This window comes from Stenotrophomonas sp. YJH_SMC_58 (assembly GCF_059369635.1).
Genome location: NZ_JCAFSW010000007.1, coordinates 35,268 through 58,844, shown reverse-complemented (window position 1 = coordinate 58,844; position 23,577 = coordinate 35,268). Strand labels below are relative to the sequence as shown.

Annotated in this window: 21 protein-coding genes; 11 read left to right on the top strand and 10 right to left on the bottom strand. The window is 67.2% G+C overall.

Translation table 11 applies throughout. From position 1 onward, the window contains the following. The first annotated feature begins 144 nt into the window (after positions 1-144). The 3 genes from AC5P68_RS10990 (at position 145) to AC5P68_RS10980 (ending at position 4,864) form a co-directional block, all read left to right on the top strand. Positions 145-2,817, top strand: a complete 2,673-nt coding sequence (locus AC5P68_RS10990; protein ID WP_049453513.1) for a polysaccharide deacetylase family protein — start codon at positions 145-147, stop codon at positions 2,815-2,817. Positions 2,818-2,820: 3 nt separating this feature from the next. After that, positions 2,821-4,170, top strand: a complete 1,350-nt coding sequence (gene mnmE, locus AC5P68_RS10985) for a tRNA uridine-5-carboxymethylaminomethyl(34) synthesis GTPase MnmE (protein WP_049453515.1) — start codon at positions 2,821-2,823, stop codon at positions 4,168-4,170. 106 nt (positions 4,171-4,276) lie between these two features. Next, on the top strand, positions 4,277-4,864 hold the full coding sequence (locus AC5P68_RS10980; RefSeq protein ID WP_080264262.1) for a sce7726 family protein: 588 nt from the start codon (positions 4,277-4,279) through the stop codon (positions 4,862-4,864). Here AC5P68_RS10980 and AC5P68_RS10975 read toward each other — a convergent pair. Further along, on the bottom strand, positions 4,812-5,906 hold the full coding sequence (locus tag AC5P68_RS10975; protein WP_231522871.1) for a beta family protein: 1,095 nt from the start codon (positions 5,904-5,906) through the stop codon (positions 4,812-4,814). The two genes, AC5P68_RS10980 and AC5P68_RS10975, sit on opposite strands and share 53 nt — an antisense overlap. 194 nt (positions 5,907-6,100) lie before the next feature. Here AC5P68_RS10975 and AC5P68_RS10970 point away from each other — a divergent pair, with 194 nt between their 5' ends. Continuing rightward, positions 6,101-7,207 carry a glycerophosphodiester phosphodiesterase gene (locus tag AC5P68_RS10970; RefSeq protein ID WP_049453517.1) on the top strand — a complete coding sequence of 369 codons (1,107 nt, stop codon included), beginning with the start codon at positions 6,101-6,103 and terminating at the stop codon, positions 7,205-7,207. Positions 7,208-7,365: 158 nt separating this feature from the next. Here AC5P68_RS10970 and AC5P68_RS10965 read toward each other — a convergent pair whose 3' ends face one another. Next, on the bottom strand, positions 7,366-8,136 hold the full coding sequence (locus AC5P68_RS10965; protein WP_049453518.1) for a rhomboid family intramembrane serine protease: 771 nt from the start codon (positions 8,134-8,136) through the stop codon (positions 7,366-7,368). Between the two features lie 106 nt (positions 8,137-8,242). Then, positions 8,243-9,205, bottom strand: a complete 963-nt coding sequence (locus tag AC5P68_RS10960) for a TerC family protein (protein WP_010487446.1) — start codon at positions 9,203-9,205, stop codon at positions 8,243-8,245. A gap of 350 nt (positions 9,206-9,555) precedes the next feature. Between AC5P68_RS10960 and AC5P68_RS10955 the strand changes: the two genes are divergently transcribed. Then, positions 9,556-10,725 (top strand): class I SAM-dependent rRNA methyltransferase, encoded by a 1,170-nt coding sequence (locus AC5P68_RS10955; RefSeq protein WP_005411721.1) that lies wholly within the window; start codon positions 9,556-9,558, stop codon positions 10,723-10,725. A 210-nt stretch (positions 10,726-10,935) separates the two neighbouring features. Continuing rightward, positions 10,936-12,177 carry a dipeptidase gene (locus AC5P68_RS10950; protein ID WP_033833558.1) on the top strand — a complete coding sequence of 414 codons (1,242 nt, stop codon included), beginning with the start codon at positions 10,936-10,938 and terminating at the stop codon, positions 12,175-12,177. 48 nt (positions 12,178-12,225) lie between these two features. Here the strand turns inward: AC5P68_RS10950 and AC5P68_RS10945 are convergent, their stop codons facing one another. Together AC5P68_RS10945 and AC5P68_RS10940 are read right to left on the bottom strand one after the other, a co-directional pair. Next, complete coding sequence (locus tag AC5P68_RS10945) at positions 12,226-13,653, bottom strand: amino acid permease (RefSeq protein ID WP_005411719.1); 1,428 nt, start codon at positions 13,651-13,653, stop codon at positions 12,226-12,228. 175 nt (positions 13,654-13,828) lie between these two features. After that, complete coding sequence (locus tag AC5P68_RS10940; RefSeq protein WP_033833557.1) at positions 13,829-14,824, bottom strand: aldo/keto reductase; 996 nt, start codon at positions 14,822-14,824, stop codon at positions 13,829-13,831. 123 nt (positions 14,825-14,947) lie between these two features. Here AC5P68_RS10940 and AC5P68_RS10935 point away from each other — a divergent pair, with 123 nt between their 5' ends. Then, a complete protein-coding gene (locus tag AC5P68_RS10935) occupies positions 14,948-15,850 on the top strand; it encodes a LysR family transcriptional regulator (RefSeq protein ID WP_033833556.1) in 903 nt (300 codons plus the stop codon). A 23-nt stretch (positions 15,851-15,873) separates the two neighbouring features. On the opposite strand, the gene AC5P68_RS10930 is transcribed toward AC5P68_RS10935, so the two are convergent. The 3 genes from AC5P68_RS10930 to AC5P68_RS10920 are packed head-to-tail and all read right to left on the bottom strand — an operon-like array spanning position 15,874 to position 17,920. Continuing rightward, positions 15,874-16,308 (bottom strand): hypothetical protein, encoded by a 435-nt coding sequence (locus tag AC5P68_RS10930; RefSeq protein ID WP_033833555.1) that lies wholly within the window; start codon positions 16,306-16,308, stop codon positions 15,874-15,876. Continuing rightward, positions 16,305-16,934: a leucine efflux protein LeuE gene (gene leuE / locus AC5P68_RS10925; protein WP_005411716.1), complete on the bottom strand. Its 630-nt coding sequence runs from the start codon at positions 16,932-16,934 to the stop codon at positions 16,305-16,307. Before leuE ends, AC5P68_RS10930 begins: the two co-directional genes overlap by 4 nt. A 14-nt stretch (positions 16,935-16,948) precedes the next feature. Then, the gene (locus AC5P68_RS10920) at positions 16,949-17,920 is read right to left on the bottom strand and encodes a LysR family transcriptional regulator (RefSeq protein WP_049402899.1); all 972 of its coding nucleotides are present in this window, start codon (positions 17,918-17,920) and stop codon (positions 16,949-16,951) included. Positions 17,921-18,011: 91 nt separating this feature from the next. Here AC5P68_RS10920 and AC5P68_RS10915 point away from each other — a divergent pair, with 91 nt between their 5' ends. Further along, on the top strand, positions 18,012-19,019 hold the full coding sequence (locus AC5P68_RS10915) for a zinc-binding alcohol dehydrogenase family protein (RefSeq protein WP_033833553.1): 1,008 nt from the start codon (positions 18,012-18,014) through the stop codon (positions 19,017-19,019). Between the two features lie 79 nt (positions 19,020-19,098). Here AC5P68_RS10915 and AC5P68_RS10910 read toward each other — a convergent pair whose 3' ends face one another. Further along, on the bottom strand, positions 19,099-19,704 hold the full coding sequence (locus AC5P68_RS10910; RefSeq protein WP_049402896.1) for a glutathione S-transferase family protein: 606 nt from the start codon (positions 19,702-19,704) through the stop codon (positions 19,099-19,101). A 45-nt stretch (positions 19,705-19,749) separates the two neighbouring features. Here AC5P68_RS10910 and AC5P68_RS10905 point away from each other — a divergent pair, with 45 nt between their 5' ends. The 3 genes from AC5P68_RS10905 to AC5P68_RS10895 all read left to right on the top strand — a co-directional run bounded on the left by AC5P68_RS10905 (position 19,750) and on the right by AC5P68_RS10895 (position 22,453). Further along, on the top strand, positions 19,750-21,300 hold the full coding sequence (locus AC5P68_RS10905; protein ID WP_231522870.1) for a DNA recombination protein RmuC: 1,551 nt from the start codon (positions 19,750-19,752) through the stop codon (positions 21,298-21,300). Between the two features lie 71 nt (positions 21,301-21,371). Beyond that, complete coding sequence (locus tag AC5P68_RS10900) at positions 21,372-21,770, top strand: hypothetical protein (RefSeq protein ID WP_033833550.1); 399 nt, start codon at positions 21,372-21,374, stop codon at positions 21,768-21,770. 137 nt (positions 21,771-21,907) lie between these two features. Continuing rightward, the gene (locus AC5P68_RS10895) at positions 21,908-22,453 is read left to right on the top strand and encodes a glutathione peroxidase (protein WP_005411710.1); all 546 of its coding nucleotides are present in this window, start codon (positions 21,908-21,910) and stop codon (positions 22,451-22,453) included. Positions 22,454-22,559: 106 nt separating this feature from the next. Here the strand turns inward: AC5P68_RS10895 and AC5P68_RS10890 are convergent, their stop codons facing one another. Then, positions 22,560-23,576: an MlaA family lipoprotein gene (locus AC5P68_RS10890; RefSeq protein ID WP_005414957.1), complete on the bottom strand. Its 1,017-nt coding sequence runs from the start codon at positions 23,574-23,576 to the stop codon at positions 22,560-22,562. Between the last annotated feature and the right edge of the window lies 1 nt (position 23,577).

The window sequence follows — 23,577 nt, the reverse complement described above, 5'->3', positions numbered from 1 at the left end:
CTGTTGGTCGACTGGGAGTAGAGCAGTCGACTAACAGTCGACTCTACTACCGCCCCGGTCGATGAGAAGCCCGCCGCAAGGCGGGCTTTTCGCATGCGGCGTTAGAATCGCCGGCACACCGTTCCTCCCACCTTCGAGTCCTCCATGCAGCGTGCGCCGTCGTTCCGCCTGTTCCTGCCGTCGCTGTTGTTGACCCTGGTCGTTGCCGGCTGTGGCGACAAGGACGCGAAGGCGCCGGCGACCACGGTCACCCAGCCCAGCGCGCAGGCCGCGGCCGCCGCCGATCCCGCCGCTGCACCGTTGCTGGCCGCGCTGCAGAAGCAGCTCGACGGCTACCGCCGCATCATCGTGCTGCTGGCCGACGAGGAACAGCAGTCGGCTGCCGACCGCGGTACCTCCACGCGCGTGGGCCAGCAGCTGTTCCACGATGGCCTGGAACAGCGCACGGCCATCGCCGCGCAGTTCGACACGCTGCTGCGCGACTCCAGTCCGCAGCGCTTCGCCACCCTCGGCACCGTGCTGGACTACATCGAGTCGGCGCCGGAACTGTTCGACGCCGACCGCCTGGCCTTCCGCGAAGTGCTGCGTGACCTGCATGAACGGGTCGGCACCGATTCGTCGCTGCCGGCGGTGAAGCTGCACCAGCGCATCGGTGAGGACCTGGAGGCGCTTGATGAGATCGAGCGCAACTACAACCAGGAACTGACCCGCATCTTCAGCCGCTTCGAGCGCACCCGCGCCATCGAGTTGAAGCGCGAGAAGTGGGACGACTACATCGCCCACCTGCACAAGGACTACAGCCGCGAAGCGATCCTGCGCGACTACGGCGTGATCGAGCCGTACCCGATGTCGATGAAGGACAGCGACCGCGAGATCTTCGGACGCGACCTGCCGGCCAAGACTGTTGTGCTCACCTTCGACGATGGCCCGCACAAGGCCTATACCGATGAAGTGGTGGCCATCCTCAAGCGCTACGACGTGCCGGGCGTGTTCTTCGAAGTGGGCCGCAACCTGGGCAAGGTCGAGGCCGACGGCAAGGTCAGCCTCGGCCCGATGGCCAGGATCAGCCGCAACCTGATGGAAGAGGGCTATGCGGTCGGCAATCACAGCCTGACCCACGCCCAGCTGTCGCGCGCCACCGGTGACGCGCTGCGCCAGCAGGTGCTGGATACCGACACGCTGCTGAAGGATGTCGACAGCAAGCGCGCGCCGCTGTTCCGCTTCCCCTATGGCGCACGCAATGCCGAAGGCCTGCAGCTGCTCAACGAAGCCGGGCTGAAGTCGATCATGTGGAACATCGACTCGATGGACTGGGCTGACCCGGTGCCGGAATCGATCGTGCAGCGCGTGCTCGACCAGGTGAACAAGGAACAGCGCGGCATCATCCTGTTCCACGACATTCACGATCGTGCGGTGAAGGCGCTGCCGCAGATCCTCGACCGGCTGATCGCCGATGGCTACCAGTTCGCTGGCTGGAACGGCCGCGACTTCACCGTGGCCCGTGCGCGCAAGGGCGATACCGGTGCCGCCACCGTCACCACCGGCTACGAGAAGTCCTGGGCAATCGTGGTCGGCATCGACAACTACGCCAAGTGGCCGAAGCTGGAGTACGCCAGCCACGATGCGCAGGCGGTGGCCGATACCCTGACCGGGCAGTTCGGCTTCCCGTCCTCGCAGGTGATCGTGCTGAAGAACGAGCAGGCCACGCGCAACAACATCCTGGCTGCCTTCCACGACCGCCTGGCCGATGACCGCACTGGCAAGAACGATCGCGTGTTCGTGTTCTTCGCCGGCCATGGCGCGACCCGCCAGCTCGCCTCCGGGCGCGACCTCGGCTACATCATCCCGGTCGATTCGGACCCGAAGGAATTCGCTACCGACGCCATCGCGATGACCGACATCCAGAACATCGCCGAGAGCATGCAGGCCAAGCACGTTATGTTCGTGATGGATGCCTGCTACAGCGGCCTGGGCCTGACCCGTGGCGGTTCATCGTCGTCGTCGTTCCTGCGCGAGAACGCGCGGCGCAGCGCGCGGCAGATGCTGACCGCCGGCGGTGCCGACCAGCAGGTGGCCGACGCCGGTCCGAACGGCCACTCGGTGTTCACCTGGGTGCTGCTGCAGGCATTGGCCGGCAAGGGCGACCTCAACGGCGATGGGCTGATCACCGGTACCGAACTGGCCGCCTACGTTGCGCCGGCCGTCTCAGCCGTTTCACACCAGACCCCGGCCTTCGGCAGCCTGCCCGGTTCGCAGGGCGGCGAGTTCGTGTTCCAGGTGCCGGACAGCCAGGAGTTCCTCAATGCCGATACGCGCCAGTTGACCGCCGATGCGATCGCCCTGAACAACAAGGTTGAAGCCGCCAGCGAAGCCAAGGGCAGCCAGGCGCCGGTGACGGTGGCCGACCTGCAGGGCGGCAAGGCCAAGCTGGTGGTGCCCACTGCGGGCCCGGCGTCCGACCGCCAGCGCGCGCAGCAGGCCAATGACCGCGGCCTGCAGCTGTACCGCGAGAAGCAGTACGACGAGGCGGTGGCGCAGTTCACCGAGGCACTGAAGCTGCGTCCGGACTTCGCCCAGGCCGCCAACAACCTCGGCTTCGTCTACTACCGCCAGCAGCGCTATGCCGAAGCGGCGCGCTGGCTGGAGAACACGCTGAAGATCGACCCCTCGCGTGCAGTGGCCTATCTCAACCTGGGTGATGCCTACTTCAACGCCGGCGACAAGGCCAAGGCCAAGCAGGCCTACACCACCTACCTGGCCTTGCAGCCGCAGGGCAGTGGCGCGGCCCAGGCGCGCGCACAGCTGGAGAAACTCTGAGCCATGAACGACGCGATCCGCACCGACACCATCGTCGCCATCGCCAGCGCCCCTGGCGCCGGCGGTGTCGGCCTGCTGCGCCTGTCCGGCCCGCGTGCTGCGGCCATCGCCAATGCACTGGGTGCACCTGCACTGCGTCCGCGCCACGCGCACTACGCGCGCCTGCGTGATGCCGACGGCGAGGTCATCGACGATGGCATCGTGCTGTGGTTCCCGGCACCGAACAGCTTCACCGGAGAGGAAGTGGTGGAACTGCAGGGCCATGGCAGCCCGGTGCTGCTGCAGCAGCTGGTCGCGCGCTGCATCGCGCTCGGCGCGCGCCAGGCGCGGCCGGGTGAGTTCAGTGAACGGGCATTCCTCAACGGCAAGCTCGACCTGGCCCAGGCCGAGGCCATCGCCGACCTGATCGCCGCGGGCGACAACCGCGCCGCGCGCGCGGCACGCCGTTCGCTGGATGGCGTGTTCTCGCGCCGCATCGACGCCGTGGTCGAGCAGCTGGTTCTGCTGCGCATCCACGTGGAAGCGGCCATCGACTTCGCCGACGAACCGCTGGATACGCTCGGTGGCGCGCAGGTGCGGCGTGGGCTGGAACAGGCGCGCAGCGATCTGGCCATTCTGCGCCGCGATGCCGAACGCGGCCGTCGCCTGCGCGATGGCCTGCACGCGGTGCTGATCGGTCCGCCGAACGCCGGCAAGAGTTCACTGCTCAACGCGCTGGCCGGCAGCGAACGCGCCATCGTCACCGACATCGCCGGTACCACCCGCGACACCCTGCGCGAGACCATCCGCCTGGACGGCCTGGAGCTGACCCTGGTCGACACCGCCGGCCTGCGCGACGGCGGTGACGCCATCGAACGCGAAGGCATGCGCCGCGCCCATGTGGAAATCGAGCGCACCGATCTGGCGCTGATCGTGCTGGATGCGCGCGATCCGGCGGCTGGCGAAGCGGCGCTGGGCGAGGCCGTGGCGGCGGTGCCGCACAAGGTCTACATCCACAACAAGTCGGACCTGCTGGAGGCGTTGCCGTCGCTGGACGATCCGGACCGGGTGTTCGTTTCGGCCGCCACCGGCGCCGGGCTCGACGATCTGCATGCGCGTCTGCGTTCGATTGCTTCGGCCGGGGCAGGGGAGCAGGTGGATGGCGAGTTCTCCGCGCGCACGCGGCATGTGGACGCAATCGAGCGTGCGCAGGAGCACGCGCAGCGCGCCGATGGCGAGCTGGCGCATGAGCACCTGGAACTGGCCGCCGAGGAACTGCGGCTGGCGCATGACGCGCTGGGCGAGATCACCGGGCAGATGAGTGCCGATGACCTGCTTGGAAGGATCTTCTCCAGTTTCTGCATCGGGAAGTAGATCCGAGGTCAGATTCCCGAAGGGGCTCTGACCGCCTCGCTTACTCATGACTGACGGCTGGGGGTTTCAATCCTGTGCGCGACACCTCCTTGATATCATTCCCGCCATGAACCCGATAACCGACAGTGACGTGCGATCAGCTCTGCTGGGCAAGGTCATTGCTGAGCATGTCGCAAATCCGAACACGCTTGTGGTGGAGGAAATGGGGCTTGCGCGCGGCGCCTGCCGGGTCGATGTCTGTGTCATCAATGGCCATCTGCACGGCTACGAGATCAAGAGTGATGTAGACACCCTGCGGAGACTTCCATTGCAGCAGCAGTTCTACTCCGATGTCCTCGACAAGGCGACGATCGTGGTGGGCAAGCGCCATTTGGACCATGCCCTGGATACGTTGCCTGCTTGGTGGGGGGTCAGGCTGGCATCACGTGGAGCGCGCAACGCAGTGAGGCTAGAACTAGTGCGGCCTGCAAAACTCAATCCATCAGTGAGCGCGACGGCCGTCGCAGCACTGCTCTGGCGCGATGAAATTTCTGCTCTGATCGGCAGGCGGACGCCTGAAAAATCAGCGCTGCGCGGCAACCGCGCAGCGCTATGTGAACGTCTGTCGGAGCTCTACAGTCTTGCGGAAATCCGTGCGCTGGTCAGGGAACAGTTGAAGCGCCGGTCAGACTGGCGAGGTCGCGAACAACCTTAGTCATATGGTGGTTGGTCGCCACCGTTGGCCAGGTCGAGCTTCCCCCGGTACTGGTGACACTGATTGCGCAGTCTTCGATGTACGCATCGCCCCAGCTGTAGCCGCGCCCCATGAAGACCACCGGCAGATCGGAGACCAGGTGCCGGCACAGATCACGGTACTGGTCGCGGCCGTTGCGCTTGATCTGGGTACCTACAACGATCCGCCACTGATCATCGATCGTGTACTTGATCTTGGCGTTGGGGTCGAACAGGCGAGGATCCATCAATTCCGTCTGTGGAGAAGCGCAGCCATAGTCACCAAACCACGGCATTCGTTCAGTGTGCATGCGGGCTAGCCGCGTGTACGCGCGCCATTCCCGGCGGTTCACATCGCCATGTGGGCGATAGCTTGAAGAGGGGCTTAGGCTGGCAGGGAAACTACCACCCACGAGGGTGATCGATCTCCAGTCGGCCAGATCCGGAACGGCCGCAATCCATGCCTGCCAGGTCGATGCCTGCAGCGTGGGCGAGTCGGCGACATCGGTCGAGCTGTCGAGGATCAGGTCCACCTGACCTGATACCACGCCCAACAGTTTCAGCAACCCTGAGATCCGGGCCAGGTGCCCTCCTTCAAGATCATCCGGCACCAGCCGTAATCCGCAGCCACGATCATCGCGGGCGACGATGCGTGCCACCGCCTGCTGGTAGTCGACATGCCGGTCAATGCCGGTCACGGGAATGGCCTGGCATCCTGCGGTGCGAGTGAGGTGGAAGATCCGCTCCAGATGGTGCTGGCCGTCCGCCATGGTGTCGTCACCGGCAAGATAGGGCGAATCGAACAGGCAGCGCCGCGCCTTCCAGTTACTGCTCAGACGCCTGCCTACGTTCTTCAGGTGGTCATCGAGTGACTTGGCCGGTGCATCGTTCTCGAAGTCCCACTGCTCGATCGGGATCTCGAACAGGGGATAGATCCCATCCTTGACTCCTTCGCTGGTACGACCCACCGCGAGATACTCTCCCTGTCGCCATTTGAGAATCGGCATGTACATCAGTTGTTTCATGATCTGCCCCTGACAACTTCGCTGTTGGTCATCCGAGGCTAGTCGCGGGCCGTGCAGCGCTTCAATCAGAATTGTTTGAAGAATGGGGGGAGCGCTCAGGTCGGAGCCCCTGCGGGGATCCGACCCCAGGTCCCCCACCTGTCACATTGCCGCCGCATACTGACGCCCATCACATACCGATTGGGGAAGTCGCAGTGAAGTCGTGGGGTTGTGCGTTGCTGTTGTCGCTGGCCGTGGCACCATCGGTGGCCATGAGTGCTGAATCCTCCACCCCGGCCGCGCACAAGGTGTCGGTCTATGGCCATCGCGGGGCGAGCGCATTGCTGCCCGAGCACACCCTGGCCGCCTATGCGCAGGCGATCGCCGATGGCGCCGACTACATCGAGCCGGACCTGGTGATGACCAGGGACGGAGTGATGGTGGCCCGCCACGAGAACGAGATCAGCGGCACCACTGATGTGGCCTCGCATCCCGAATTCGCCAGCCGCCGCACCAGCAAGGTCATCGACGGGCAGAAGGTGGACGGCTGGTTCACCGAAGACTTCACCTTGGCCGAGCTGAAGACCCTGTACGCGCGCGAGCGCCTGCCGGAACTGCGCAGCACCGCCTATGACGGCCAGTTCCGCATCGCCAGCCTGGACGAGATCCTCGCATTCCTTGTCCAGCAGGCCGGGCGTGCCAACCGTGGCATCGGCCTGGTGCCGGAGATCAAGCACCCGACCTACTTCCAGTCGATCGGCCTGCCGATGGAAGACAAGCTCCTGACCGCGCTGCGTGGCAATGCCTATACCAACGTCGGCCCGGTCACCATCCAGTCGTTCGAGACCGCCAACCTGCGCTACCTGCGCGGCAAGATCCCGCGCGGCAGCAACATCCGCCTGCTGCAACTGCTGTGGAAGGGCGACACCCAGCCGGCCGACATCGCCAAGGCCGGTGGAAAGCTGACCTACGCGCAGATGATGACCCCGGCAGGACTGAAGGACATCGCCAGCTACGCCGACAGCATCGGCCCGGAACTGCGCTCGATCATTCCGCTGGACGCCAAGGGCGCGCTGAGCACTCCGACCACGCTGGTACAGGACGCACATGCAGTGGGCCTGATGGTGATTCCGTACACCTTCCGTCCGGAGAACCACTTCCAGGCCAGCAACCTGCGCAAGGGCGCCGACAACGCGCGCAATGCCGAGGGTTCGATTGCCGAGATGCGTGCCTATCTGGCCACCGGCATCGATGCGTTCTTCACCGATGACCCGGCACTGGGCCGGCAGGCGGTGGATGGCATGGGCGCGGCGGGGAACTGAGCGATCAACGCCGTCGGGCATGGCCCGGCGCTACCCGGGGTGCCGGTGTGCTGTGGTAGGTGCCAACCTTGGTTGGCACACAACAACCGCGCCGACCAAGGTCGGCCACTACCGGATCATGAGGGTGCCGGCCAGCGGCCGGCACTACCGGGGCATTTTCAGCCGCGCGGCTCGTCTGGCCGGCGGAACGGGATCACCACGTAGTCCTGGCCTTCGCGGGGCTGCCACAGCACCGGCACGCGCTTTGGCGCCGGCGGCTCCAGTTCGTCGTCGGCCAGCGGTTCGATCTCGTCCTCTTCGTCTTCCCAGCTGTAGCGCTGGCGAGGTGGCAGCGGGTCGGCGTTGCGGAACAGCAGCGCGGCGATGATGCCGGCGAAGGCACCGCCCATGTGCGACTGCCAGGACACGCCATCGGCGTGTGGCAGGATGGTCATCAGCATGCCGCCGTAGAACAGCATGCCGATCAGGCCGGTGGCGATTGCCGCACGGTCGCGCCGCAGCAGGCCCAGGCTGGCCAGCAGGAACATCAGGCCGTGGGTCACGCCACTGGCGCCCAAATGCACGCTGCCGGGGTTGCCCAGCATCCATGCACCGAGGCCCGAACCCAGCCACAGCAGGGGCAGGGCGCGCACGGTGGCCTTCGGATAGACGCTGCCTGCCAGGGTGCCGAGGATCAGGATGGCGATGCTGTTGGCGACGATGTGCTCGACCGAGGCATGCAGCATCGGGCCGCCGATCAGGCCGAGCAGTCCCTTCGCTTCCAGTGGCGCCACGGCCCAAAGCCGCCAGTCGAAGGTGCCCTGCAGGGCGAACACGGCCACCAGCACCAGCACGGCGGCCAGGCTGACATTGAACGCCCGCAGGATGCGCGAGCGGTCATTGCGGGGGGCCGGTACGTCGCCGGCAGGCAGGGGCGCGTTGTTGTCCATACCTCAGCAATGGCGGTGACTGGCGCGAAACCAAGGCCACCGCGGCGGGAAAGTGGATACGGCCGGCGGGACAATCCCACCGGCCGCGCCGTTCAGCCGTTCAGGCTCAGGCCTGGCCTTCGCCCTCCTTCGGCGGGTACTTCAAGCTGAGCACCACGGTGGCGGCGATGATCACCGCCACCACGCCCAGCGAGACCGGGGTCGGGATCTTGAACAGGTCGATGATCATCATCTTGATGCCGATGAAGCCCAGCACCAGCGCCAGCCCGTACGGCAGCAGGTGGAAGCGGTCGGCCATGCCGGCCAGCAGGAAGAACATCGCGCGCAGGCCCAGCACCGCGAACACGTTGGAGGTGAGCACGATGAACGGGTCGGTGGTGATCGCGAAAATCGCCGGGATGCTGTCCACGGCGAAGATCACGTCGGTGACCGCGATCAGGATCAGCACCGCGAACAGCGGGGTGAACCAGCGCACGCCGTCGCGCTTCACGCTCAGTGCGTTGCCGGCATAGTCCGGCAGCAGGCGCAGGTGCTTGCGCATCCAGCGCAGGGCGGGATTGGTCTCCAGGTCTGGCTCCTGGCCGGCGGCGAACCACATCTTCCAGCCCGTGAACAGCAGGAAGGCGCCGAACACGTAGAGCAGCCAATGGAACTGGCTGATCAGCACGCTGCCGGCGAAGATCATGATCGTACGCAGCACGATCGCACCCAGGATGCCGATGATCAGCACCTTCTGGCGCTGCTCCTCCGGCACCGCGAAGTAGCTCATGATCATCAGGAACACAAAGATGTTGTCGACCGCCAGCGCCTTCTCGACCAGGTAGCCGGTCAGGAATTCGAGGCCGACCTTGTTGGCCACCACCTGGCCGGCGGTCTCATTCAGGTAGTACCAGAGGCCCGCATTGAACAGCAGGGCCAGCGCGACCCAGCCGATGGACCACCACAGGGCCTCCTTGAAGGTGACCTTGTGCGGTCCACCATGGCGCATCAACACGAGGTCGACCAGCAGGGCGATGACCACCACCGCTGCGAAGCCGCCCCACAACCACACGTTACCGATCGTCTGCATTGGGAATGTCCGTTGGAAAGATGAATGCCAGGCCGGACGGCGAGGATCTGCAACGGAGGATCGGGAGGGGGATCCAGGGACAGAGCTTCGCCAGTACGGCGAAGGTCTCGCTCGCAGTTCCAGTCGGCTGGAACTGCCGTTGCACCGGAGCCTGCGGGCTCGAAATGACGGCGACAACGTCTGGGAGCTACTCCCCTTCTGGCGCCGATTCTGCCGTCTGGCCCCGCCGCCGTCAAATGGGGGGGAGGCCAGGGGTCGGATCCCCAAAGGGGCTCCGACCCCATCGTCGCCACACCGGGGTCAGAGCCCCTGCGAGGATCCGACCCCGGCGCCCGGTTTACAATGGGTGGATGAATACCCCCCTTCCGATTGTCCGCCTCAAGAATGCGTGGCGTTCCAGCCACCCGTGGATCTTCCAGAAACTGGTCGAGAAGCCGACCGTCCGGCCCAAGCCCGGTTCCATCGTCGACGTGGTCGGCATCGATGGCGAGTTCATTGGCCGCGGGTTCTACAACGGGCACTCGCGCATTGCCGTGCGCATCCTTGAAACCGATCAGAACGTGCCGGTGGATGCCGGCTGGTTCTCGCGCAAGATCGCCCAGGCGGTGTCGCTGCGCCGTGAGGTGCTGAAGCTCGACGCGGTCTCCGACGCCTGGCGCGTGGTGCACAGCGAAGGCGACGGCCTGTCCGGCCTGGTGGTGGATCGCTACGGCGACCTGGTGGTGGTCGAGTTCTTCGCCGCCGGCATGTTCCGCCACCGCGAATGGATCTACGACGCCCTGCGCGAGCAGTTCCCGGGCTGCCGTTTCCACAGCTTCGCCGACGAACACGTGCAGAAGCAGGAGAGCTTCGACTTCCACGGCAACACCACCACCGAGGCGTCGGTGATCACCGAGTACGGCATCAAGTTCCGCGCCGACCCGGCCGGCGCGCACAAGACCGGTTTCTTCGCCGACCAGCGCGAGAACCGCGAGTGGCTGAGCCAGCAGGTGGAAGGCAAGAGCGTGCTGGACCTGTGCTGCAACACCGGCGGTTTCGCCGTGTATGCCGCTGCGCGTGGCGCTTCGGAAGTGGTCGGCATCGACATCGATGAGGACGTCATCCAGATCGCCAAGGGCAATTCGCGCCTGAACAACGTGCGCCCGAAGTTCATCCAGTCCGACATCTTCCCGTGGCTGCGCGACGCCGCCAACCGCGGCGAGCAGTACGACGTGGTGATCCTGGATCCGGCGAAGATGACCCGCGACCGCGACCAGGTCATCACCGCGCTGAAGAAGTACCTGGACATGAACAAGCTGGCGCTGGGCGTGGTCAAGCCGGGCGGCCTGTTCGCCACGTTCTCCTGCACCGGCCTGGTGGCCGAGGACCAGTTCCTCGACATGCTGCGCCGCGCGGCCTATTTCTCCGGCCGCACGATCCAGATCCTGAAGGTCGCTGGTGCGGGTCCGGACCATCCGTTCATGGCCCACGTGCAGGAATCGCGTTACCTGAAGGCCGTGTTCTGCCGCGTGGTCGACTGACCGCGGGACGATGTAGAGGCGAGCCGAGCCACCTGATCCTGGGGGCGCCATTGTTTCGAACGCATCGCAATGCGCGGGAAGCTGGCCGCTGGGCCGTGAATACGATTCATGCTCGACTCGCGGTGCCTGGCAGCCGAGCGTGAGCCCGACTCTACAAATCTGCCGGCCGCAGCGCTATGGTCGGGCTCTTCCCATTGCCGGTGAGAGCCCATGCCATCGTTGCGCCACCTGTCCGTCGTGCTTGCCCTGGCGCTGTGTGCGCCGCTGTCGGCTCATGCCATCGAGTTCAGCGCACAGGAACTGGCCCGCGCCAAGGCCCTGCAGCAGCGCCTGGTCACGCTCGACAGCCACCTGGATACGCCGGCCAATTTCGGCCGGACCGGCTTCGACATCGAGCAGCGCCACGACCGCAACGCACTCTCGCAAGTGGACTACCCGCGCATGGTCGAGGGCGCGCTGGACGGCGGCTTCTGGGCGATCTACACCGATCAGGGCGACCGCAGCCCAGCCGCGCACCTCGCCGAGCGTGACCATGGCCTGCAGCGGCTGCTGGAGATCCGCGAAATGCTGGCCGCCAATCCCGAGCGTTTCGCGCTGGCATTGACCGCCGATGACGCGGCACGCATCAAGGCCGCCGGCAAGCGCGTGGTCTACATCAGCATGGAAAACGCCAGCCCGCTGGTGGAAGACCCCAGCCTGCTCTCGTTCTACCACCGTGCCGGCCTGCGCCTGCTCAGTACCGTGCACTTCGCCAACAACGAGTTCGCCGATTCGGCCACCGACCCCAAGGGTGCGGAATGGAAAGGCCTGAGCCCGGCCGGCAAGGGCCTGGTGCAGCAGGCGGTGAAGCTGGGCATCGTGATCGACCAGTCGCATGCGTCCGACGCGGTGTTCGATGACCTGCTGGCAATGATGCCGGTGCCCTTCGTGCTGTCGCACAGCTCAGCCAAGGCGGTCTACGACCACCCGCGCAATCTTGATGACCCGCGCCTGCGCAAGCTGGCCAAGGCCGGCGGCGTGATCCAGGTGAACGCCTATGGCGGCTACCTGATCGACACGGCGAAGACACCCGAGCGCAAGCAGGCCGAGGAAGCGCTGAGCAAGCAGTTGGGTGGCTGGGAAGGCATGGGCATCGAGCAGGGTGTTGCCCTGCTGAAGGCCGAACAGGCGCTGGACCACGAGCACCCGGTGCGCCATGCCAGCCTCGACGACTTCTTCGCCCACTTCGAGCACATCCTCAAGGTGGTCGGCCCCGAGCACGTGGGCATCGGCCTGGACTGGGATGGCGGCGGTGGCCTGAGCGACCTGCCCGATGTCAGCCAGCTGCCGAAGATCACCGCGTGGCTGCTGCGCAAGGGTTACACCGAGCAGCAGATTGCCGGCATCTGGGGCGGCAACCTGCTGCGGGTGATGCGCCAGGCGCAGGACTACGCGGCAAAGCAGGGCGGTTGACCGCCCTGCGGTAGTGCCGGCCGCTGGCCGGCACTACCGGCGATCCGGTTATTTCGCGATCAGCGCGTGGCGACGGCTGTACAGGAAGTACAGCACCAGGCCGGCCACGTTCCACAGCAGGAAATACAGCTGGGTGGTGTGCGGCAGGCTGAGGAACAGGTAGATGCAGCCCAGCGCGGCCAGCGGGCCGACCACGAAGGCCAGCGGCGTGCGGAACGTGCGCTCGCGGTTCGGCTCGCGCAGGCGCAGCACCACCAGGCAGATGCCGACGGCGGTGAACGCGGCCAGGGTACCGGCGTTGGCCAGCGCGGCAATCTCGTCCAGGCGCGCCACACCGGCCAGCGCCGACACCACCACTGCGGTGAACAGCGTGGTCGCCACCGGCGTGCCGGTGCGTGCGTTGACCTTGGACAGGCCACGCGGCAGCAGGCCATCGCGGCTCATCACAAAGAAGATGCGGCTCTGGCCGTACAGGAAGGCCAGCAGCACCGTCGGCAGGGCGATGATCGCGATCACGCCGATCACCATTGCCGCGGTCGGATGGCCCAGCTGGCGCATGATCAGCGCCAGCGGCTCGGCGCTGTGGCCGAACACCGCGTAGCTCATCGCACCGACGGCCGCCAGCGCCACCAGCACGTAGACGATGGTGCAGCCGATCATCGAACCGATGATGCCGATCGACAGGTCGCGGCCCGGGTTCTTGGTCTCCTCGGCGGCGGTGGAGATCGCATCGAAGCCGTAGAAGGCGAAGAAGATGATGGCTGCCGCCGCCATCACGCCGTGCTCGACGCCGTCGGGGCCCATCGACTTGGCGAAACCATACGGCATGAACGGCTGCAGGTTGGCGCTGTCGAAGGCGGGCAGGGCCACGGCGACGAAGATGGCCAGCGCGATCAGCTTGAACACCACCAGGATGGCGTTGAGCGTGGCGCTTTCCTTGGTGCCGGCCATCAGCATGCCGGCCACCAGCCAGGTGATGATGATCGCCGGCAGGTTGATCATGCCGCCTTCCACGTGCGGGCCGGCGGCCAGCCAGGCCGGCAGGTGCACATTCCAGCCGAACTGGGTATGGACCCATTCGAGGAAGCCGACGAAGTAGCCTGACCAGCCCACCGCCACCGTACTCACCACCAGCGAGTACTCCAGGATCAGGCTCCAGCCCACCACCCAGGCGAACACCTCGCCCAGCGCACTGTAGCTGTAGGTGTAGGCACTGCCGGCGGCCGGCATCATCGTCGACAGTTCGGCGTAGGACAGTGCCGCGCAGGCGCAGACCGCACCGGCAATCGCGAAGGAGATCAGCACGGCCGGGCCGGCCAGGTTGGCACCCACGCCGATCAGCGTGTAGATGCCGGTACCGACGATGGCGCCGATGCCCAGCGCGATCAGGTGCGGCCAGCTGAGCGTCGGGATCAGGCGCCTGCCGGCTTCGTGGACGGTGACGGAATCTAGGGACTTGCGCCGGAACAGGGACATGCAGGCCTCGGAAGGGGTGACTAAGAACGACAAGTTCCCGAGTGTGACCGAACGCAGCGCAGCATTACCACTGACGGGGGTCATGCATGGCCGGGCGCGCGCTGCGCCCCGGCCAGGCTGCCGGAATCGGCACAATCCGGCGGTAGCCACCGGTGTGCGTCCGTCCCGGCCGCTGCTACGACTCGATGTTGGCCATGCCGCTGACCGAGTAGCGGTCACCGGCCGCGGCATGCAGCGGGAAGGCCGCGTCCAGTGCGTCCAGCGTGGCCGTGTCCAGTTCCACCTGCAGCGCAGCGAGGTTCTCGTCCAGCCGTGCCCGCCGCGTCGTGCCCGGGATGGGCACGATGTGCTCGCCGCGCGACAGCACCCAGGCCAGCGCCAGCTGCGAGGCGGCGATGCCGCGCTCGGCGGCCAGCGCCTGCACGGTATCCACCAGTGCCAGGTTGCGCTGGAAGTTTTCGCCTTCGAAGCGGGGCGAGGTGCGCCGGTAATCGTCGGTGTCGAAGTCATCCGGGCTGCGGATGGCGCCGGTCAGGAAGCCACGGCCCAGCGGCGAATACGGCACGAAGCCGATGCCCAGTTCCTCCGTGGTGGCCAGCACCGCGTTCTGTTCCGGCTCGCGCGACCACAGCGAGTACTCGCTCTGCACCGCGGTGATCGGGTGCACCGCATGGGCGCGGCGGAGGGTGGCCGCCGAGGCCTCGGACAGGCCCAGCCAGCGCACCTTGCCCTGTTCCACCAGACGTGCCATCGCACCGACGGTGTCCTCGATCGGCACGCTGGGGTCGACGCGGTGCTGGTAGTAGAGGTCGATGTGGTCCACGCCCAGCCGGCGCAGGCTGGCCTCGCAGGCGGCCTGCACATAGTCCGGATGGCCGTTGACCTGCCGCGCCTTCGGGTCAGCCGGGTCCAGGCCGATGCCGAACTTGCTGGCCAGGAACACCTGGTCGCGGCGGCCGACGATCGCGCGGCCGACCAGCACCTCGTTGGTGTGCGGGCCATACACATCGGCGGTGTCGAGCAGGCTCACGCCACGGTCCAGCGCGTGCCGGATGACGGCAATGCCGTCATCGTCACTGCCACGGCCGCCGTAGTAGGCGCTCATGCCCATGCAGCCCAGTCCAAGGGCGGACACGGTGGGGCCGGCAGGGCCGAGAGTACGGGTCTTCATGCGGATCTCCTTGGGGGAAGGGCGCCACGCCTGGAGGGGCAGCGGCGAGGGGCACAGCATCCTCCACGCCATCATGTGGATAAACTGCCGATCACCGGACTTACCTTGAAGGCTGGCTTCACAATGGATGCCTCCGTCCCCCTCACCGCTGTGGTCGCCTTCGTCCACGTGGCCGAGCATGCCAGCTTTACCCGCGCCGCCGATGCCCTGGGCGTGTCGACCTCGGCGCTGTCGCAGAGCGTGCGCGCGCTGGAAGCGCGGATGGGCGTGCGCCTGCTGCAGCGGACCACGCGGCGGGTCAGCCTGACCGAACACGGCGCGCGTTTCCTGCAACGCGTGCGCGGCGGCCTGGACCAGATCGACCAGGCCTTTGCCGAACTGGACAGCGCGCGCTCGGTGCCTGCCGGGCGACTGCGTGTGACCCTGCCGCGCATCGTCGCCGATCGCATGGTCCTGCCGCGGCTGCCCGATTTTCTTGCGCGTTACCCGCAGGTGCAGGTGGAACTGTGCGTCGACCCGGCGCTGACCGATCTGGTGGCCGAGGGCTTCGATGCCGGCATCCGCCTCGGCGAATCACTCGCACAGGGCATGATCGCGGTGCCGGTCGGGCCACCCGAGCGGCAGGTGGTGGTGGCCACGCCGGCCTATTTCGAACGCCATGGCGTGCCGCAGACCCCGCATGACCTGCAGGGCCATGCCTGCATCGTGCACCGCCTGGCCAACGGTCGGCTGATGCCCTGGGAGTTCAGCCGCGAAGGCCACGACCTGGACGTGCAAGTGAGCGGGCGGCTGGTGTTCAACGATGCCGGCGTCGCCCATGGTGCCGTGCTGGCGGGTCTGGGCATGGCCCAAGGCTTCGCCTCGTTGCTGGCTGACGACATCAACGCGGGGCGACTGCAGAGCGTGCTGCAGGACTGGCAGCCGCCATTCCCCGGCTTCCACCTGTACTACCCCGCGCGTGAGCAGATGGCGCCCAAGCTGCGGGTGTTCATCGACCACCTGCGCGCGGAGATGCACGACCGGTAGATGCCAACCTTGGTTGGCATGCTTCAATCGACCACGCGCGCCGCTACGCCTCCCGGCCAATGGCAGCCATCCTCCTGCCACGCCTCGCCGTCATCGTGGAAGGTGGTGCGACGGCCATCACGGGCGCGTTCGTAGCTCAGGTCCAGCACCAGCGCGCCCTGGGTGCTCAGCAGGTAGCGGCCGTTGAGGCGCCCATCGATGCGCTCTTCCCAGACGCTGTCGAACTGGTACGGGCGGTCTTCGTCCAGCACCGTCGTTTCCTGCGACACCCGTTGCAGCTGCAGGCGGCCGCGCTGCCCGGCGTACTGCACGTCGGCGCTGCCATCGTCCAGCCAGCGCCACAGCAGGTGGATGCCGTCGTTGCGACCGCCCGTCAGGCAGCGATGGTCCTGCACGCTGGCCGCTGCGGTGTCGGCCAGAAGCCCGATGAACACCAGCACCAGCGCGCGCCGGATCATCCGTTCAACCCCAACCGGATGCCGAACCCGACCAGGAACAGGCCGGCCACCCGGCGCAGCGCATCGCTGATGCGCGGATGCTGGATCAACCGGCGGCGGGCCAGGTTGCCCACGCCGATCAGCATCGAGCAGTAGGCGATGCTGACCACCAGGATGATGCCGGCCAGGGCCGCGAAGGTCGCGATGCCCTGGTGCGCCTTCGGATCGATGAACAGCGGCAGGAAGGCCATGTAGAACAGGATCGCCTTCGGGTTGAGCAGGCTGACCAGGATCGCCTGCTGGAAGTAGCGGCCCGGCTGCATGCGGATCGGACCAGCATCACCGCCCTCGTGCTTCGGCGTGCGCAGCAGGCTGATGCCCACCCACACCAGGTAGGCCGCACCCAGGTACTGCACAGCGTGGAAGACCAAGGGATTGGCCTTCAGCAGTGCGGCCACACCGGCCAGCGCCAGCCACATCAGGATCTGGTCACCGACCAGCAGGCCGGCCAGTGCGGTGTAGCCGCCGCGCACGCCGCCCCGGCCGGTGGCGGTCAGCAGGGTGAAGGTGCCGGGGCCAGGCAGGGCGAGAAACACCAGCACGGCGACCAGAAACGTCCACAGGTCCTGGATGCCCATCCACGGCATGGCGGTGTTCTCTCTTACGGGGGGCCGCCATTGTCGGCCAGCACCGGGGTGGGCGACAGGGGGCGGGGAAGTCCATCTGGCATGCCAGACAGCAGCGGTTGCAGGTGCTGGCGCAGCTGCGCGTGCAGTTGCCGTACCGCGGGCGAGAACTGCTTGCGGTGCGGGCATACCAGCTGCAACGGAATGCTGCTGCCAACACCGTCGAGCAGCAGCTGCAGGCGCCCGGCCAGCACGTCCTCGCGCAGGTCCAGCCAGGACTTGTAGGTGATGCCTTCGCCGGCCACCGCCCAGCGCCGCACCACGTCGGCGTCGTCGCAGACCAGCGGGCCGCGCACCGGGATCACGGTGCGGCGCCCGTCGACCTCGAACGACCAGCGATCGTAGGCACGGCCACTGAGCTGGTAGACCAGGCAATCGTGCTCGCGCAGTTCGTCCAGGCGCACCGGCGTGCCCCGTCGCTGCAGGTAATCGGGCGACGCCGCGAGCACACGACGGTTGCCTTCGAGCAGGGGCAGGGCGACGTAGCTGGCGTCGTCGAAGTGGCCGATGCGGATCGCCACGTCGACCGGGTCGCGGAACACGTCGGCCACTTCATCGGACAGCCGCAGGTGCAGGCGCAGCCGTGGATGCGCGGCTCGGAACGCGGTCAGCCACGGCAGCAGCAGGTTGCGACCAAAGTCCGACGGTGCCGACAGCTGCAGCGTGCCATGCAGTTCGGCGTCCTCGCCCTGTACGCGGGCCCGCCCTTCGCGCAGGGTAGCCAGTACCTCCTGCGCATACGGCAGGTACAGCGCGCCCTCGCCGGTCAGGCGCAGGCTGCGGGTGGTACGTACGAACAGGCGCAGGTCCAGTTCGCGTTCCAGCCGCGCCACGGCAGCAGCGACCTGGCCGGGTAACAGATCGGCCTCGCGGGCCGCCTGCGAGAAGCTGCCCAGTGCGGCCGTGCGGACGAACAACTGCAGGTCGTCGAAGCGGATCATCTTCATTGCCGGAGTGAAAGTGCTGCCCGATTCTGCGCCTTTCTGAGCGACCGTGCGCGGCGCAACCTGTGCACTCCTTCCCCACTGGACCGCTGCCATGCGCGCCATTGCCTACACCCACGCCGGCCTGCCGATCGACGACATCCGGGCCCTGATCGATATCGAACTGGAACTGCCGCAGCCCGGCCCACGCGACCTGCGGGTGGCGGTGCGCGCGGTGGCGGTGAACCCGGTCGACACCAAAGTCCGCCGCGGCGTGGCCACCGACGGCCCGCGCGTGCTGGGCTGGGATGCGGTCGGCATCGTCGACGCGGTGGGCAGCGAAGTCACCCTGTTCCAGCCTGGCGACGCGGTCTACTACGCCGGCGTGATCGACCGCCCGGGCAGCAATGCCGAGTACCAGCTGGTGGACGAGCGCAGCGTCGGTCGCAAGCCGGCCAGTCTCGGCGATGCGGCCGCCGCCGCGCTGCCGCTGACCGCGATCACGGCCTGGGAGCTGCTGTTCGACCGCCTGCGCATTCCCGAGGGCGGCGGTGAAGGCCAGACCCTGCTGGTGATCGGTGCTGCTGGCGGTGTCGGTTCGATCCTGGTGCAGCTGGCGCGGAAGCTGACGAAACTGACGGTGATCGGCACCGCATCGCGCCCGGACACCCAGGACTGGGTGTATGCGATGGGCGCGCACCACGTGATCGACCACAGCCTGCCGCTGGCCGAGGGACTGGCACGGCTGGGCATCAGCGAGGTGCAGCACGTGGCCAGCCTGACCCACTCCGACCAGCACTACGCGCAGATCGTGGAGCTGCTGGCGCCGCAGGGCCAGTTCGGCCTGATCGACGACCCCGGCCAGGTGGATGTGATGGCGCTCAAGCGAAAGGCACTGTCACTGCACTGGGAGTCGATGTTCACCCGCCCGCTGTACAAGACCGCGGACATGCAGCGCCAGCACGACCTGCTGAACCGGGTGGCCGAGCTGATCGATGCCGGCGTGCTGCAGACCACCCTGGGCGAGCATTTCGGGCGCATCGACGCGGCCAACCTGCGGCGCGCGCATGCGCTGCTGGAGAGTCACCGCGCCAAGGGCAAGATCGTGCTGGAAGGCTGGTAAGGCCGGGTCGTTCCCGCGCCCTTGGGGTCGCTCTTGGGGTCAGGTCCCTTTCCCCCGGGAAAGGGATCTGACCCCTGCCTCAGGCCACGCCATTGTCGACGTGTTCGGCGAAACCGGGCTGCTGGCGCAGGCGTTCGAACCACGCCGCGAGGTGTGGCAGCGCGGGCTTGTGGCCGGGCGTGCTGCGCCAGCGCTGGGTCGACAGCCCCAGCACGATATCGGCGAGGGTAAAGGTGTCGCCCGCCACATAGCCGTCGGAAGCGGCCAGCTGTGCATCAAGCACCCCCATCAACCGGTTCCACTGCGCCAGGCTGGCCTCGGCGCGGGCATCGTCCGGGTAGTCCGGATGCTGGCGCACGCGCGCCATGAACACATGGCGCCAGGCGCTGTTGAGGTCGCTGGCCTGCCAGTCCATCCACTGCTCCACCCGGGCCCGGGCCTGCGTTGCTGCGGGCAACAGGTCGTCACGGCCGGCGCGGGCGGCCAGGTAGCGGCAGATGCTGTTGGACTCCCACAGCACGAAGTCGCCATCGCGCAGCACCGGTACCTGCCGGTTCGGATTCAGTGCGGCCAGCAGGTCCGCGGGTGGCGCAGGCTCGTGGCGCAGGGGCAGATCCAGCCCCGCGCACAGCCACAGCACCTTGCGCACGTTGATGGAGGTGGGCTTTCCGTACAGAGCGAGCATGGTTCTGGCGCAGCAGCTGAGACTCCGCCAGCCTACACTTGCCCCATGCAAACCGAATATCTGCTCATTGGCGGCCTTCTATTGGCCGTGCTCATCCTGCAGCTGGTCGCCCTGCTGCGCCGCCCGCCGCACGACCGCCTCGAACAGGCGGTGCGTGAGGAGGCGCGCGCCGGGCGCAGCGAGCTGCGCGAACAGCTCGATGGCTTTGCCCGCGCGCTGACCGATCTGTCCACCCGCACCGGCCAGCGCCTGGACCTGCTGCGCGAGGCGCTGGGCGAGGACGCCCGCAAGGCGCGTGCCGAGGCGGCGGAGAGCCAGCAGCGTGGCGCCGCACTCATGGGGCAGCGCCTGCAGGAACTGCGCGGCCAGCTGGAAACCTTCGGCCAGCAGCAGGAAGCGCGCATCCACGCCTTCGGCCAGCAGCTGCAGGAACTCACCGGGCGTACCGACACCCAGCTGGGCGCGCTGCGCCAGACCCTGGTGGACGATGCGCGCAAGGGGCGTGAGGAAGGTGCGCAGTCGCAGCAGCGCCTGACCGAAAGCCTTGGCCTGCGCCTGCAGGAACTGACCCAGCGCAACGAACAGCGCATCGCCGAGATGCGCGCCACGCTGGAAGAGCAGCTGCGCGCGCTGCAGAACGACAATGCGCAGAAGCTGGAGCAGATGCGCCACACCGTGGACGAAAAGCTGCAGTCGACGCTGGAAACACGCCTGGGCAACTCCTTCAAGCTGGTTTCCGAGCGCCTGGAACAGGTGCAGCGCGGTCTTGGCGAGATGCAGCAGCTGGCCACCGGCGTTGGCGATCTCAAGCGTGTGCTGACCAACGTCAAGAACCGTGGCAGCTGGGGCGAAGTACAGCTGGAGAACATCCTCGAACAGACGCTCACCCAGGAACAGTACGCGCGGGCAGTGAAGGTACGCCCGGACAGTGGCGAGATGGTCGATATCGCGGTGCGCCTGCCGGGTCGCAGCAGCGACGACACGCCGGTGTGGCTGCCGATCGACTCCAAGTTCCCGCGCGAGGACTACGAGCGCCTGCTCGACGCGCAGGAACAGGGTGACGCCGAGGGCGTGCGCCTGCAGGGCATCCAGCTTGAACGCGCGGTGCGCGTGCAGGCCAAGTCGATCTGCGACAAGTACATCGCGCCGCCGCACACCACCGACTTCGCGGTGATGTTCCTGCCCACCGAAGGCCTGTATGCCGAAGTGATCCGGCGCCCGGGCCTGGTCGACCTGTTGCAGCGCGAGCACCGCGTGGTGGTGGCTGGACCGACCACGGTCACCGCGCTGCTCAACAGCCTGCAGATGGGCTTCCGCACGCTGGCCATCGAGCAGCGTTCCAGCGAGGTGTGGAGCCTGCTGGGTGCGGTGAAGAGCGAGTTCGGCAAGTTCGCCGGCATTCTCGAGAAGGCCGAGAAGCAGATCACCACGGTCGGCCGCAGCATCGGCGAAGCCAGCCGCAAGACGCGCACCATCGAACGGCGCCTGCGCGGCGTGGAGTCGCTGGCGTCAGAGCAGGCGCAATCCCTGCTGGGCGGCCTGGCCGATGCTGATGCCACGGCCGAGGACGAAGGCGACGACGGCGACGAAGCCTGAGCTACGTCGACACGCCGCCTGCATGGTCGATGCGTATGCTGGCGGCCTGTCCTACTGGATCAGGTAACGCCATGCGCCTGCGCCTCTGCACCAGTCTCATCCTGACCACGCTGCTTGTCGCCTGCAGCAGCGCACCGCCGGCTGCCAATCCGGCGGCGGCACCTGCCGCAGCCACCAGCCCCGAAGCGGCCGAGGCCTACCGCGAAGCGCGCGATGTGGACTGCCAGGCCGCTGGCGGCACCCTGCAGCGGCTGGGCCGGCTGCAGCGCGAACAGTGCGTGATTCCCTACGCCGATGCCGGCAAGGCCTGCAGCCGCAAGAGCGACTGCACAGGCCAGTGCCTTGCCGGCGGCGAAGTGGCGGTTGGCGGCCCCGCCACCGGCACCTGCCAGCGCGATGCCCGCCAGAACTTCGGCTGCCGCCAGCGCATTGATGAGGGCAAGGCGCAGGGCATGATCTGCGTGGACTGATCGTAGTGCCGGCCGCTGGCCGGCAGCCTCATGAAGCCTTGCGAACGATCGCACGATTGCCGGCCAGCGGCCGGCGCGACCGACATCGCGCGGCGCTATGCTGGTGGGCCATTCCCCGCTGTTGCCGGAGCCCCCGCGTGAGCACTTCGATCCAGGACATTTCCCTCACCACCATCGACGGCCAGCCGTCCTCGCTTGCCGACTACCAGGGCAAGGTACTGCTGCTGGTCAACGTCGCCTCCAAGTGCGGCCTGACCCCGCAGTACGAAGGCCTGCAGGCGCTGTATGCGGAAAAGCACGCACAGGGCCTGGAAGTGCTGGGCTTCCCGGCCAACAACTTCCTCGGCCAGGAGCCGGGCAGCGAAGCGGAGATCCAGCAGTTCTGCCAGCTCACCTACGATGTCAGTTTCCCGATGTTCTCCAAGATCAGCGTGGCCGGTGACGACACCCACCCGCTGTACCAGCAGCTGACCGCTGCGCAGCCGCAGTCGATCGGCGAAGGCCCGCTGCGCGAGCGCCTGGCCAGCAAGGAGATTCCGATCCACGCCGCGCCGGCGGTGCTGTGGAACTTCGAGAAGTTCCTGGTCGGCCGCGACGGCAAGGTCATCGCCCGCTTCGCCCCGGACGTGGCGGCTGACGACGCGCGCCTGCGCGAAGCCATCGAAGCCGCGCTGGCTGCCTGATCGGCCGGGGTCGGATCCCTTTCCACGGGAAAGGGCTCCGACCCCACCCACGGCGCCAAAGAAAAACCCCGCCGAGGCGGGGTTTTTCATGCGTCGCTGACAGGACTCAGTGCGTCCACTGCGGCATCGGCATCGCATCGACCGGGATCGGCGAATTGGCGTCGTCGTGGCCACGCTCGCGCTTGCTGCGCAGATCGTTCTCGATCTGGTAGTTGCGACGCTGCATCCATGCATCGCGCACCAGCGAGTACTCGTCCACGGCAGTGTCACGCAGGTCGTCGATCGCCAGCAGCTGCGCGCGGGTATCGACCAGCTGCAGGCCCTGCAGGCCGATGCGGACCTTGTCCTCTTCGATACGGCGGATCGGCGACAGCGGAATGTCGCCGGCCAGGCCGAACACGTCGCGCACGGTACGCGGGCCGAAGAACGGCAGTTCCACGTAGCGTGAACGACGCCAGCCCCAGGCACCCAGGGTCTGGCCGAAGTCCTCATTGCGGCGCGGTACCATCGCCTTGCTGGCCGGATCGAACAGGCCACCGATGCCCAGCGTGCTGTTCATCAGGAAGCGGCCGAGGCTGTCCCATGCATCGGCACCGCGGCCCTGCAGCAGCTGGTTGGTGATGGTCACCGGCGCGCGCAGGTTGCTGAAGAAGTTGCTGACGCCAGTGCGGGCGAAGCGCGGCACCACGTGGGTATAGGCGGTGGCCAGCGGACGCGCGACGCCGCGGTCGACCGCGTTGTTGAACTTGTGCACCTTGCGGTTGAATGGTTCCCACGGATCGTAGGCCGCTGCGTTGGTGGTGTTGCCGGCACCGCCATAGAGGGCATCGAAGTCGTCATCGCCACCGGGCGCGGTGGCGGCTGAGGTCTTCGCCGCGCTGCCGTCGCCGCTGTCGGTGGGCGCAGCCGGCGACGATGCGGCAGCAGCCGGCGGATTGGCCACCGGCGCGACCGGAGCAGCGTCAGCCGTGCCGGCATCGGTGGCCGCGACGGCGGGCGAGGTGGAAGAACTGGCCGGGACCACGGTGCTGGCTGCCGGTGCATCGCTGCGCGCGGGCTTGCCGGCACAGGCGGTGAGGGCGGTGGCCAGGACGATCAGGGGGAGAGTGCGCACGACGTTCATG

What these genes read in the sequence shown, in the direction of transcription:
- AC5P68_RS10945 (WP_005411719.1), bottom strand. Translation starts at nt 13,653, where the DNA reads ATGTCCCTGTTCCGGCGCAAGTCCCTAGATTCCGTCACCGTCCACGAA.
- AC5P68_RS10975 (WP_231522871.1), bottom strand. Translation starts at nt 5,906, where the DNA reads ATGAAACAACTGATGTACATGCCGATTCTCAAATGGCGACAGGGAGAG.
- AC5P68_RS10890 (WP_005414957.1), bottom strand. Translation starts at nt 23,576, where the DNA reads ATGAACGTCGTGCGCACTCTCCCCCTGATCGTCCTGGCCACCGCCCTC.
- AC5P68_RS10965 (WP_049453518.1), bottom strand. Translation starts at nt 8,136, where the DNA reads ATGGACAACAACGCGCCCCTGCCTGCCGGCGACGTACCGGCCCCCCGC.
- leuE (WP_005411716.1), bottom strand. Translation starts at nt 16,934, where the DNA reads ATGCCGTGGATGGGCATCCAGGACCTGTGGACGTTTCTGGTCGCCGTG.
- AC5P68_RS10950 (WP_033833558.1), top strand. Translation starts at nt 10,936, where the DNA reads ATGCCATCGTTGCGCCACCTGTCCGTCGTGCTTGCCCTGGCGCTGTGT.
- AC5P68_RS10905 (WP_231522870.1), top strand. Translation starts at nt 19,750, where the DNA reads ATGCAAACCGAATATCTGCTCATTGGCGGCCTTCTATTGGCCGTGCTC.
- AC5P68_RS10915 (WP_033833553.1), top strand. Translation starts at nt 18,012, where the DNA reads ATGCGCGCCATTGCCTACACCCACGCCGGCCTGCCGATCGACGACATC.
- AC5P68_RS10980 (WP_080264262.1), top strand. Translation starts at nt 4,277, where the DNA reads ATGAACCCGATAACCGACAGTGACGTGCGATCAGCTCTGCTGGGCAAG.
- AC5P68_RS10955 (WP_005411721.1), top strand. Translation starts at nt 9,556, where the DNA reads ATGAATACCCCCCTTCCGATTGTCCGCCTCAAGAATGCGTGGCGTTCC.
- AC5P68_RS10935 (WP_033833556.1), top strand. Translation starts at nt 14,948, where the DNA reads ATGGATGCCTCCGTCCCCCTCACCGCTGTGGTCGCCTTCGTCCACGTG.
- AC5P68_RS10920 (WP_049402899.1), bottom strand. Translation starts at nt 17,920, where the DNA reads ATGAAGATGATCCGCTTCGACGACCTGCAGTTGTTCGTCCGCACGGCC.
- AC5P68_RS10940 (WP_033833557.1), bottom strand. Translation starts at nt 14,824, where the DNA reads ATGAAGACCCGTACTCTCGGCCCTGCCGGCCCCACCGTGTCCGCCCTT.
- AC5P68_RS10930 (WP_033833555.1), bottom strand. Translation starts at nt 16,308, where the DNA reads ATGATCCGGCGCGCGCTGGTGCTGGTGTTCATCGGGCTTCTGGCCGAC.
- AC5P68_RS10900 (WP_033833550.1), top strand. Translation starts at nt 21,372, where the DNA reads ATGCGCCTGCGCCTCTGCACCAGTCTCATCCTGACCACGCTGCTTGTC.
- AC5P68_RS10910 (WP_049402896.1), bottom strand. Translation starts at nt 19,704, where the DNA reads ATGCTCGCTCTGTACGGAAAGCCCACCTCCATCAACGTGCGCAAGGTG.
- mnmE (WP_049453515.1), top strand. Translation starts at nt 2,821, where the DNA reads ATGAACGACGCGATCCGCACCGACACCATCGTCGCCATCGCCAGCGCC.
- AC5P68_RS10990 (WP_049453513.1), top strand. Translation starts at nt 145, where the DNA reads ATGCAGCGTGCGCCGTCGTTCCGCCTGTTCCTGCCGTCGCTGTTGTTG.
- AC5P68_RS10960 (WP_010487446.1), bottom strand. Translation starts at nt 9,205, where the DNA reads ATGCAGACGATCGGTAACGTGTGGTTGTGGGGCGGCTTCGCAGCGGTG.